The sequence below is a fragment of the Halorubrum sp. CGM5_25_10-8B genome (genome assembly GCF_005435095.1).
Classification (GTDB): Archaea; Halobacteriota; Halobacteria; order Halobacteriales; family Haloferacaceae; genus Halorubrum; species Halorubrum ezzemoulense.
In genome coordinates this window covers 1-11,613 of record NZ_SGTY01000017.1, presented here as the reverse complement: position 1 = coordinate 11,613, position 11,613 = coordinate 1, and the positions used below count along the sequence as shown (strand labels likewise).

Annotated in this window: 7 protein-coding genes and 1 pseudogene; 3 read left to right on the top strand and 5 right to left on the bottom strand. The window is 51.8% G+C overall.

Going from position 1 to position 11,613, the window contains the following annotated elements; all coding sequences use genetic code 11:
- The first annotated feature begins 1 nt into the window (after window position 1).
- Entirely contained in the window at window positions 2–1,315 is a 1,314-nt protein-coding gene (locus EXE51_RS14245) for an McrC family protein (RefSeq protein WP_158413897.1), read from the top strand.
- 27 nt (window positions 1,316–1,342) lie between these two features.
- On the opposite strand, the gene EXE51_RS18260 is transcribed toward EXE51_RS14245, so the two are convergent.
- The 3 genes from EXE51_RS18260 to EXE51_RS14230 are packed head-to-tail and all read right to left on the bottom strand — an operon-like array spanning window position 1,343 to window position 5,488.
- A complete protein-coding gene (locus EXE51_RS18260; protein ID WP_137692879.1) occupies window positions 1,343–1,567 on the bottom strand; it encodes a hypothetical protein in 225 nt (74 codons plus the stop codon).
- 23 nt (window positions 1,568–1,590) lie between these two features.
- Window positions 1,591–1,941: a hypothetical protein gene (locus EXE51_RS14235; protein ID WP_137692878.1), complete on the bottom strand. Its 351-nt coding sequence runs from the start codon at window positions 1,939–1,941 to the stop codon at window positions 1,591–1,593.
- A 52-nt stretch (window positions 1,942–1,993) separates the two neighbouring features.
- Complete coding sequence (locus EXE51_RS14230; RefSeq protein ID WP_137692877.1) at window positions 1,994–5,488, bottom strand: helicase-related protein; 3,495 nt, start codon at window positions 5,486–5,488, stop codon at window positions 1,994–1,996.
- 124 nt (window positions 5,489–5,612) lie between these two features.
- On the opposite strand from EXE51_RS14230, the gene EXE51_RS14225 reads away from it, so the two are divergent.
- On the top strand, window positions 5,613–6,410 hold the full coding sequence (locus tag EXE51_RS14225; protein WP_137692876.1) for a hypothetical protein: 798 nt from the start codon (window positions 5,613–5,615) through the stop codon (window positions 6,408–6,410).
- 47 nt (window positions 6,411–6,457) lie between these two features.
- Here EXE51_RS14225 and EXE51_RS14220 read toward each other — a convergent pair whose 3' ends face one another.
- Complete coding sequence (locus tag EXE51_RS14220) at window positions 6,458–10,195, bottom strand: Eco57I restriction-modification methylase domain-containing protein (protein WP_137692875.1); 3,738 nt, start codon at window positions 10,193–10,195, stop codon at window positions 6,458–6,460.
- 108 nt (window positions 10,196–10,303) lie between these two features.
- The gene (locus tag EXE51_RS14215; RefSeq protein WP_137692874.1) at window positions 10,304–10,843 is read right to left on the bottom strand and encodes a TATA-box-binding protein; all 540 of its coding nucleotides are present in this window, start codon (window positions 10,841–10,843) and stop codon (window positions 10,304–10,306) included.
- A gap of 344 nt (window positions 10,844–11,187) precedes the next feature.
- Between EXE51_RS14215 and EXE51_RS14210 the strand changes: the two are divergent.
- Window positions 11,188–11,613 (top strand): annotated as a pseudogene (locus EXE51_RS14210) (PD-(D/E)XK nuclease family protein); the annotation flags it as partial.

Here is an 11,613-nt window from a genome sequence, read left to right as displayed (position 1 = left end):
CATGACTGAGTTTCTCCCGATTGGTGGGCTCGGTCCACAGATCGACGAAACTGGCGGCACCGAAACCGAGCCCCCGTCGGAGCCGATCTCTCTCGGGGAACATGAGGAGACCGACCCTTTCCCCGTTTCGCAACCGGATGCCGAGTTTTTGGAGCGTATGGAGGAGCGTTTTGGGACTGCACCACTCGATGTTTCCTTCGGGAGCGACGGGAAGGTAACTCTCTCCAGTGGCTCGTACGTAGGCGTACTTACGCTGCCCAGCGGTGTTCGCGTCGAGGTCACCCCCAAACGGACCGTGACCCGGCTACTGTGGGCGCTTCGGTACGCCTTCGACACGCCGGTCGACACTCTCGATTTGGAGACGGACTTCACAAGTGCCTCGTCATTTTTTGATGCGATTGGAATCCTGTTTCGGGCTGAACTCCACTCGGTGCTCTCACAAGGTCTTCATCGGGATTACGTCGCCACGAGTAGCATCGAAAAACGTGTCAAAGGCCGAATCGACGTACAACGACAGCTTCAGCGCCCTTCTCCTGTCACGACCGACTTCGCCGTCGACTACGAGGAGTTTACCACGGACAATACACTGAATCAGGCGGTATTGGCGTCAATTCGGGTACTCATCACTCTCGTAAGTGATGACGACCTCAGGAGCCAGCTCAGAGTACAGGAGCGACAGCTCAGGGAGTTCGTTAGCGTGGAACCGGTACAGCCAGCAACCGTTCGACGTATCGAACTCTCTCGACTAAATGACCACTATACGACATTACTCGAACTGGCGACGCTGGTGTTAGAGCGAGAATTTTTCGAGGATATCCGTGCCGGGACTCAGCGCTCGCTGGCGTTGTTCGTGAATATGAATACCGTCTTCGAGCGGATCGTCGAACGGGGGTTTCGTGCTGTCGCACAAGAACAAGAGGGTCTTCGCGTTGACGGTCAGGCCTCGATCCCGAACCTCGTTGACGGTCCCCACTCGGTTTCAATGCGACCGGACGTCCTCGTCCGGACAGCCGGTGGGGAACCGATACTCGTCGCCGATGCGAAGTGGAAAACCAACCACGAATCGCCCTCTTCTAGCGACGTGTATCAGCTGACCTCTTACATCCTCTCCCTTGAAGTTCCAGGCGTTCTAGTCTATCCCGGTGGAAGTGTGAAGATGCCTCCCTCAACAGTCGAGGGGTACTCGTTGCACTCCTTCGCAGTGACGACTAACGCCGACACTGGTTCCTACGATGAATACGTCCAGAATCTTGAAGCAAGCGTGGAGAGCTTATTCGATCAGGTCGTTACCGAGGACTCTGAACCCTATCGCTGATTACTCGACTAGGTGGTTGAAAGTCAGTTACTGAATCGGAGGACGGATATCTCGCCATCGAACATCAATCGTTTCTCCCGATTCGAGCTGGATTCGATAGAGCCGTGAGTCCCGTGAATCTCCTGTTTCTACGCCGGCGTCGTCCGAGAGAACATTCACAACTACACCGTGGTCTCCGTGATATTGGTGGTCTGGATCGGTCTCGTCGGGGATGTCAATTCGGACCCGATCTCCTTTGTCTGTGTTTTCCATAGTGTACTGGTGGTGTCTTGGACTCATCCCCGCTCGGCGATAGATAGGTAGAGAGCGTAATTATCAGTTAGTTCTCCGGTATCCCGATCCTCAGTACGTTGAAGATTGACTTCGACACGGGTAGTATCGTCTTCAAAATCGAGCAAGGGCTTGAGGAGGGCTCCTGCTGCCTCAATAAATTCAGGAGTTCCGGTAATTCGAACCGTGGAGATCTCTGTTGGATACTTACTACCTGAGAAGTCGGAGGGCTTCGGAATCACGGCGTCTTTGAGTTCTTCATCACTTGGTTCGTCCAGTCCTTCCATCCACTTCATCGCTTGTTGCTTGACGACATGTCCAGAGTCAGTGGTGGGCAGTTTGTCTAATTCGGTCATGGTTAGAGTTGGCTCCTACAGCTATTTGAACTTCAGCGCGGTGGGAAGCGATCTATTCTCCTCCTTTCAAATACATCCCCGCGACGACATGGGGTGGCTCTTCCTGTTCTTCCGCCCACTCTTGGCGTTCCTCGTATTTCTCTTGCAAATTATACCGTGAGATGATTTCTCGAACAGCAGCTACCAGTTCTTCACCCGTGACTTCCTCGTTACGTAAGTCTCGGAATTCGTCGAGGATTTGGTCTGCCGATACAGTCTCGACGATGTCCTGGAACTGTGCTAGTGTCTGTTGTTGGTCGGTATTTTCTACAGACGATGCGACTTCTCCGAGTTCGTCAATTACGTATTCCCGATCAATACTCGCACCTTGACGGGCCTCTCGCTGGAATTGCCGCCGTTTCCCCATGTCATCGCCGAACTCCGTTCTTGCCACCTGTACAGCCCGTTCGTAGCGACTGTCGAATCTCTCTGCGTCGACGGATGCGACTGGTTCATCGACGGGACATGTGATTGTTTCGACAATGGTGTCCTTCTCCTGTGTGGCAAGATCCTGACCTCCCTCGCTCGGGAACGTAACGAGGTACGGGGTTGTGTAGTCTCCTTGCCGATAGACAATGACGACACCGTCATATTCTCGATCCCACTCCATCGCACTTCGAATACCGTCACGGTCATCCAACCAACTGAGGAGATCCGGATGTTCCTGTTTAAGATCCTGAAGGCTGCTTGCTGGACCGATAAGATCGTCACTCCCGATGATCTCGTTAACGTCGTCTTCGACCTTCTCGATGTCCTCTTCGGCGTAGATATCCTCCATATACGACTTGTTCACGTTATCTTCCGGGCTCAGGATCTCCCCGTCTTCACCGAGAACACTACTGATCTCTTGCACCCGAGACTCAACACGGTCAACGATACCGAGTTCCTCTTCAAGTTCCGTTTCCGGTAGGAAGTTGAGAGCATAGATATCGTCGTGGCCACTCCCGAGGCGGTCAACACGACCGATTCGCTGAATTAGACGTAGGGGATTCCAGTGTAGGTCGTAGTTGATGACTAAATTCGCATCTTGAAGATTGACCCCCTCCCCCGCCACGTCGGTCGCAAAGAGGATGTCTATCTCGTCACTCGGATCGATTTCATCCCGTGCATCGTTGGCCTCTGGAGCGAAACGCTGGATGATGTCCTCCACATTCGACGTGTCACTCGTGGCACTGGCAAACCGAACGTCATCAGAGACTAGCCCCCGGTCTTGGAACTGCTCAAACGCAGCCTCCAGATACTCTACTGTGTCTGTAAACTGCGTGAACACGATCAGTTTCTCAGCCCGATCCCCACGCTGAAGTATATCATGTGAGCCTACTCGGAGATTTCCAAGGAGTCCCCGGAGCTGTTCGACCTTGTCATCCATCGCGTAGTCGTCTTGGATTTCCTGATGGAATGGTTCCAACGTGGCCTGCAGATCAGCTAGGAGCTGGATATCGGTCTCAAGGTCACGCTTTAGTTCGTCAAGATGGAAGGCCTCCGTTTGGTACGCCGCGTACTCTCCTTCTTCGACCATTTCGTCGATCTCATCAAGGATGGTGTCGATCTGCTCCCCACTATTGATGAGTTCTGAGACATCGCTCCCGACAGCAACCGTTCCTTCGTCAAGTAGATCTCGGAACATTCGGTAGCTCCGAAGCATCCGATTGAGCGATGTATAGAAGGCATGAACACTGCTCTCCAACCGCTTGAGGAGGTTGGACTTCATCAACCCACGAATGCTCCTTCCCATCGAAGAGAGATTCTGATACGGGTCCTGATTCGCATACCCTGTCTTCAGGTATTCCTCTTGACCTAGAGAGTACCGCGCGAACGTGAGGTCTTCCAGCGTCTCTACAATCGCCTCATAGAGTGAATCATTCACACCGTCTGCGGTTGAGTACGTTTCGTGCAGATTGTAATCGACCGTCTGTAAGTGCCGATCTGGGAGGTACCGTCGTTCGCCCCCCATCTGGAGATACAAATTGCCATCCTCATCCTCCTCACCATATTGGTCGATGATGTCCTGGCGAGTCCGCCGCACCATCACGTGACTGAGAAGATTCGAGAGATCTGTCTCGTCGTTATCCGCCATCTTCGTGAAGTCGTAGAGGTTTGGCGGCGTAATCGGAATTTGCGTGATATCCTCGATGTGGAACAGCTTGATCTGGTTGTAGACGTCCCACGCGCTCTTCGTGTACGGAGTCGCCGTCAGGAGAATCGTCTGGTTGACCGTTGGTAGGAATGACTGCAGATTGTCGTACCGATGCGTATCGTCGTTCCGGAAGTGGTGGGCCTCGTCGACGAGACACACTGTCGTGTCGTCGTGCTCCTCCAAGAGCGTCTTGTGGTAGCCTTCCTTCGACACCATTCCCAGGCTGATCACCTCCGCGTTGAAGTTGTACTGCTTGTTGACCATACGCTCCCACATTGGCTGGAGATGCTTCGGCGAGATGATCAGCATCTTCCCCTTGTTGCCGCGAAGCCGGTTCCGTGCGTGGAAATGTTCGAGGAGACCGAGGCCGACGAACGTCTTCCCCATCCCGACGACGTCGGAGACGAGGACACCATCGTACTTGTTGGCGATACGGATCCCGCGATTTACAGCCCACTTCTGGAACTCATAAAGGTCCTCGTACACGTCGAACGACTGGAGATAGTCCTCGGCGGTCTCCAGCGTCTCTTTGTAGAGCTCGTATAGGATTTTCGTGTACACCAGATATGGTGCCGGGAGACCAGTACCACTGCTCACCTCTCGAAGTGTCTCAGTCGTGTCGTTCGGAAGCGAATCGCCCGGTAGTGCTGGTGGCTCGTCGTCCGCTGAAACGTGTCCAGGATTGTTTGAAACCCAGGACTCCTCAAACGTGTCCAGCAAGTCCTCATCAAATTCAACCGCTTCCTCCCAGAGGTCATCGAACCAATTCTGAAGTTGATTGACCTTCTCGTTATAAACCGGCGCGTTAAGTTCGGTGTTGCTATGGAGACCACTTAGGCTCAGATTGGATGACCCAACCACGCCAACTCCTTGCGGAGAAAAGATGTCGCCATCATCTTTTTCGAAAAGATATGCCTTCGCATGAAATCGCTCCTGGAGATAGAGCCGCGGTTTGATCCGTCCCTGTTCCAGCCAGTCAATCAGTTTCGAGAAGAATTCCTGATTCTCGACTGAAGGATCCTCATAGAGAACCTGTTTTGCATAATTTTCGGCGGTCTCAGCACGCATCTCCGTTCGTTCACTCCACTTGACGTTGCTAGCCTGTCTGAATTGTGTTCCCGCGAGTCTGAGGTTTTTATTGGCTTCCACGAGTTCATCCAAACCCTGCTGATTCGGATTCCCCATCATTATTTGAAGGGAACCACCCCGATCTAGGAAATTGTCCAGTTCGGGACGGAGTCGCTTTAGCCCGCTCATATAGAGGTAGCCGACCGCAATCCGTATACGATCAACATCATTTCTCGCCAACCCTGACTTCAGAACCTCATCAAGGCGAGAATATTGATCGTTGTCGATGATTCCTAGCTCCATACATCCGTCGGACACAATGATTACAGATGACTGTTTTGGTGGGCGGTTCCTTTGAGTTGTTCGTTGCTTCTCGTGACAAATCTCAGCGACGGATATATACTAATGCCAATACGGTGTTTTCATGATGAGCTCCAACTTCGACGAGTACCTATCCTCAGAAGAACGTGTATATATGTCAACAGATGAGAAGGCGATGCTTGTTTGGGGAGAGGCATCCGGCTCGAATGATGCCTCTCTGCTCGGATTTACTTATAACTATCCGGGCGAATTCGAATCTTTCACCAAGACTGACGAATTGCAGATGATGCAAAAGTTCGCCCGTGGGAACAACGTTCCCCTACTATGGATCGGAAAAGGTCGATTTGACTCTGGGAAACTTGAGGTGGGACAGGTAACTGACAAGCCTGATGGAACCCTTCACGTCGATCGGGAGTGGCTAGATCTGGATCGTGCGGCGGCAAAATTACAGGAGTACTTTGGAACGGATTATGACCGTATGGGGACCAGCAAGGCCAAGAACAAGCGAACAGCGGGCGGTTTTCACGACTGGAGCCGGGCGAACCTCCCTGAGCGCTTCAAAAAACAGGATCTTGATATTGTTATCACATCCGATGGTGTAACGCCGAAGTATCTGATTGAATTGAAAAGAAGCTACATTGATCTCGATGGGTGGACTCCATTCAAAGATGATCTCCGAAATTATGTATTACAGGTAACAAGTGCGCAAGGAGCGGATGCCGTCCCGTTGATCGCTTATCAGAACAAGGAAACGATTAACGATGATTCTATGATGACACTGTTCAAAATCAACAATATTGATCCTAATGCGGGCGGATCCAACTGGATCAGTACAGACAGGGAGAATGGTATTAATGCCGCTGAATTTAAACGGCGACTTCTCGAGGGCGATCTTAGGATATAACTGTTTCAACCGCGGTTCCATACCCTCATCTCGAGGGTATAACTCTCTCAGACGCTGTCAGCCTTTGAAATACGCTGACCAACGAGTTCAAGAGTTCCTTCGTATACTTGTCTATGGGTGTCCTCATCAAAGCCGAACAACTCTTGAATAACAAGTCGATCTAGTTCCAAGCGATCCTCTGCAACAGAGTCAAACGACAATTCTGCTGGTGTTGTTGCCCCAAGTTCGTCGAATATGGATGAGGCGCTCCTCGTCCCAAACGTTTCAAACTGGTCAGCAATTTCATCTTTCAGCTCTGTGTCGACATCTTCAAGCGGTGGGATGAGTGTAGCTTTATGATCGTCTGTTGCGATATCTAGTGCCCCTTGACCCAGATTTACGCGGCCATTCACCTCACATGAGAGGGTTCCATAGGTAGAGTTTAACACACCGGCAAGGTACCGACGATTACGCTCGTCGCCGGGGACCTCAATACCGTGGAGGCGGTCATCAATCCATGTCCTTTGTTCGGGGAACCAATAGACGTGACGCGTATTGATGTTCTTCATAGGTAGGACATCCCCACGTTGTAGATCTTCCGAGAGATCGTACCATTCAATACCCCGTCCTGAGACAGAAGAGGGGAACCCAGTCCGCTTTCTCCCCAGATCATCTTGACTGGGATCGTACGACTCGCCCCACTCGACGTATTCATTCATGTCTCCCTTGAGCTCCGATTTGGGATCGTCTATCACGAGCAGGTAGCGAAGTCCTTTACCAAGTTCCAGTGAATCGAGGTCGAAGATCGTTGTATCGAACGATTTTGAGGTTTTCAGTACAAGGTTCGGTTCCCATCCATTCTCAGTTTGATGCATCCAGTATTCCCGCGGGATGTGCAGCTCTGATTCGTACTCCGCATCTGGCCATTCCCCCGTCGACTTTAGAACGAGGGTTTCTCCCTCTCGATGTGCGTTGTAGTACTTGCTCGGAAGATAGAAGAATTGATTTGCGCCAGTACGTGTCCCACGCTTAATCGTACACTCTTCTCCTAGCTGGGACAGCGATTGGTCGGTTTTTCCGGCCAGTTCGAAGAACACCGTAGGGGCCCGAGTGTACTTCCCCCATTTCCCGGACCTGTACCTACCTTGGGGAATTGCTTCCCCCTCTCCATTACCGGTTCGAGTGGTTGTACCTCCCCCAAGTTGCCAAAGAGCGGCGGCTGACAATTCGATCGAACGCCACGAGCTCCGATTCCGCACGACGAGATCGTTCCCTTGGAATGACAGAGTCTCCGATTCTTCTCCATCTCCAACAAGTACGCTATTTAATGTTCCAGTGTCCGTAAATTGGCTGTACGGATCGTATACTGAGACGAAGCTGGGCCGCCCAACAAGCCTTTCTGGGGCCCCTTTGTTAATTATCGAGATGATCGTGTTAACATCTGCCTCTTCAAACGTTCGCTGTGAGCGGTTCTCTAAAATGTATTTAATATCGCCCTGTGTGAGAAGGAACTCTTGAAGCCGAACCCCGTAGTCGACATCAAGCCAGGAGTTAGATGTGACGAACGAAAGTGTCCCCCCTTCGCGGAGAAGGTCCATCGATCTGAAGTAAAAATATAGATACAAGTCACTGGTCTTGTACGGCTTAACGTCAAAACGAGTCTCAACGAACTCCCGCAGATCCTCTTTATATTCTGACTTTAGATCATTGACCTCATCTGAGGATAATTCCTCCAAGCGGGTGGGGTTGATCCCTTGATCGATAATATCTTCCTGTCGTACGTATGGCGGATTTCCGATTACGATATCGAATCCGCCGCTGAGCATTACTTCGGGATAATTCAGCTCCCAGATGAAATCAGTGAACTCACCGGCTAGGATGCGCTCACGCAGTGTTTCCAATTGTTCAATTTCGGCTTCAGCCTCCGCGGCGGACTGCTGGGATGACTCTGTTGCTCCTCCCCCCAACGTACTTTGGGTTGTTGCAGCGCCTTCCAGCGATTCCATTCTATCGTCAATGTACGCAATTAGCAGCTCCTTCTGCTTTTCTTCGATAATTGACTGGTCTTCGATATTCCCTTGGAAGAATCCATCTTTTGCTTTTTCCAGTTCCTGTAATTTCTTGAAGACCCCCTCCGTTGCGTCCCTTCGAATTTCCTTGAATGAAGGCAATTCGATGGAACCCACCGACTGAATGAGACTGTCGCCGGTATGTAGTTTAAATGAGAAATTAGGAAGGACGGGCCGCTCTTCAGGGAGTTCATCTTCTCCCTGAATCAGCGAGAGCCAAAGACGGAACTCTGCAACGCGGACAGCCCAGCCTTTGATGTCAACCCCATGGAGGTTTTCATTGATGATTTGTTCTTTTAGGTCATAATCTGGCGTTTCACCCAACTTTCTATACAATTCGGTGAGGGCTTGTTTCATCCCCACGAGAAATGCTCCACTCCCACATGCAGGGTCAACTATATTCAGTTCTCGTAAAGTTTCTAAGAGTTCTTCTCGCTCATTATCTGTCTGGCTTTCCCATTCATGTGGTTCAGTAAATACAAACTCGACCAGCTGCTCGTCATCAAGGTTAGAGAATTCGTCGGAGCGCGTAGTGAGCTGTTCATAGACCGCCACTCGGCACATCATGTCAACCTCCGTTCGCGGCGTATAGAAGATCCCTGCCTCACCGCGTTCCTGCTCTACAATTAGGGACTCGTAGATCTTCCCGAGCATCGCCGGATCGACGGCAACATCAATGTCGTAGGGACTCTCCTCGGTGACGGTGAAGTTATACTGTTCGAGGAACTCTTCAATCACCGATTTCAGTACAGAGTCAGACAGGAAGGTATGGCTTTCGTCCTCCTCAGTTGGCTGGAAGAGTCCACCGTTCATATACGGGAGTCCAGTAATGGCCGACTCGACATCCGAGGGGAGATCAGCATCTATCTCTCCACCTTCCGGGCTGTTCATACCCTCGAAGAACAGCGCCGAGAGCCACTTCTCGTGGAACACGTCCTCCTCGTCGGACTCCTCGTACTGTTGGTGGAACCATCGGACGAAGTCCTTCCGATCACCAATCCAGCCCTTCTTCTGGAGGTAGTAGAAGAACATCAGCCGGTTGAGCGTGGTGTGCGCGTACCGGTCGGCGTCCTCGATCTCCAACCCCTTACGGCGAAGTTCCTTACTGAGTGTGTCGAAGGCGCCCTTGTAGTTCTCATAGAAATCCTCAGTAACGGGCTTGACTCGGAACGCCTCGTCGATGCGTTCTGCCAGCCGTCCCTTGCTGGCATCCATACTTGATAGTGCGTTGGCGACGGTCCGGTGGGTCTCTCCCTCACCGAGCGTGTACCTGCGCAGCACCGGGCGACCAGTCGTGATGTCGTCGGTGTCCTCTTCGTAGGGGGTGACGAGATGCCAGATGTCCTCGTCCGGTGCGTGGAACACAGTCAGGAAGGAGCCGTCGATGGCCCACCCACTCGTCCGATCCGACCGAGTGAGGCTCTGGATAGCGTTACGTTCGGCTGTCCGGGTCAGCTTCTCCAGTTCGACGTAGATGACGCGGAAGTTCCCAGATTCGGCGAAGAGGCGAGCGGCATTCGCCCGTGCTGTATTCGGCCACTCGTGGACAGGGATGTCCTGCCAAGTTGCGTCACCTAGAGGTGATGTCGTCTCTTCGAAGTTGAGCACCTGAACGAAGAGATCTTGGAAGAACTGAGTTGCCGCCTCTCCAGTGGAGCGGTAATCGCGTTCGAAATCATCTAAAGAGAGGTCCTCATCTAAACGTCGCCGAATCTCTTTGGTTTGCTCGTCAGTCATGGATGTTGAGTCTGATGGAGGTGTTCGATTGGACGAGCCAAATGGACATACAGCACCTTGCTCCTTCACTCGACTTAAATGTTGATTTGGAAGGTCGACTTACTCGATTCAAACAAACTCCGCCAAATCATCCTTCAGATCGGTGAATATCTCTTCTGCCGCATCCACACTTTGACAGCCGGTAATCACGACGCGGCCGGTAGCGAAGAGTAGTACAACCCCGTTGTGTCTTTCGGGACGATAAATGAGGCCGGGGAATTGTTCGGGTTCGTACTCCGTCTGTTCCAGTCCCAATCCGATAGCGAGCGCATTCAGATTCAGAGTCTGATCAAGGTCTTCAGTACAGACGTAGTTTTGGACGGAAAACCACTCGTCAGTTGCGTTTTCAATGACGTCCATATCGGACAGAAAATTAAGAAACCGTTCCCGAAGGTCGAATACTTCCTCCTCTGAAGTGGGTCCAGTGATGATATATTTGCCAGTTCTGTATATAGTGATTAGCGGGGTTTCTTTTTCAAATCGAAGATATATACCGGGATACTTATCAGGGTCATATCTAGCCTGAGGCTGGCCTATTTCTTCAGAGAGCGTTTCAAGATCAAGTTCGGTATTAAGAGAACCTGAACCAACTATATTTACGACTTTCATTGTTGCACTCCCCACCGTGAGTCCAAAGGAGAACTGAAGCTATTCTCCATCAGTTGAATCCAAAAATCCCTCGTTTGACCATTTCGGCTCTTGTGCATCACTCCGTGTATTAAATCTACCTGTAGAAATGTGGTGTGCATTCAGAATACCCCTATAACGAGATTATCTCGCCAAAAGTGAAGTAAGACGGATCTCTTGTTGAATAGTATTCGATGAATAATACGCTTCTAACTGGTTCCCGACATGCACGTTTGGAACAAGCTGCTTTTGAAAGGGCTGACCAGGTGGCTGATGACCTTCTTGGTTCAATCCTGTATATAACGCGGAACGACGCTCGCCGGAGTATGGTCGAGGACCGCTGGGCCGCGTCCTACGAACCCCTCCGTCTTCGTGCCGAGACGCTCGATGCGGTCGTTCGTGACTGGCACGAGAAGCTTCACGGTCCGGTTCAACCCCTCTCCGGGCAGTTGAACCGCCGGCTGGCGGAGTACGCGCTCGACGGAACGACAGCCGAAACAGATGGGGCTCTCGCCGGCGAACCCGCCTCGGCCGCTCTTGCGGATTCGTTCAGTAGTCGTTTCTCACTCTTCGACGACGCCGGCGTCGGGACTGCCGACGCACTGGCGGCGGAGTTCGAGGGCTCAACCCTCGATGACCGTATCGCGGCAGCTACTGTCGACGCGTACCGCCACTACCAGGACCTCCATGCTGACTACGTTGATGAGTGGGTCTGTACCCGGGGAGAAATGTTCGACGCCGTCGCGACGGCG

Excerpts from the sequence above, each read along its gene's own strand:
- EXE51_RS14235 (WP_137692878.1), bottom strand. The coding sequence starts at position 1,941 with ATGACCGAATTAGACAAACTGCCCACCACTGACTCTGGACATGTCGTC.
- EXE51_RS14230 (WP_137692877.1), bottom strand. The coding sequence starts at position 5,488 with ATGGAGCTAGGAATCATCGACAACGATCAATATTCTCGCCTTGATGAG.
- EXE51_RS14225 (WP_137692876.1), top strand. The coding sequence starts at position 5,613 with ATGAGCTCCAACTTCGACGAGTACCTATCCTCAGAAGAACGTGTATAT.
- EXE51_RS18260 (WP_137692879.1), bottom strand. The coding sequence starts at position 1,567 with ATGGAAAACACAGACAAAGGAGATCGGGTCCGAATTGACATCCCCGAC.
- EXE51_RS14245 (WP_158413897.1), top strand. The coding sequence starts at position 2 with ATGACTGAGTTTCTCCCGATTGGTGGGCTCGGTCCACAGATCGACGAA.
- EXE51_RS14215 (WP_137692874.1), bottom strand. The coding sequence starts at position 10,843 with ATGAAAGTCGTAAATATAGTTGGTTCAGGTTCTCTTAATACCGAACTT.
- EXE51_RS14220 (WP_137692875.1), bottom strand. The coding sequence starts at position 10,195 with ATGACTGACGAGCAAACCAAAGAGATTCGGCGACGTTTAGATGAGGAC.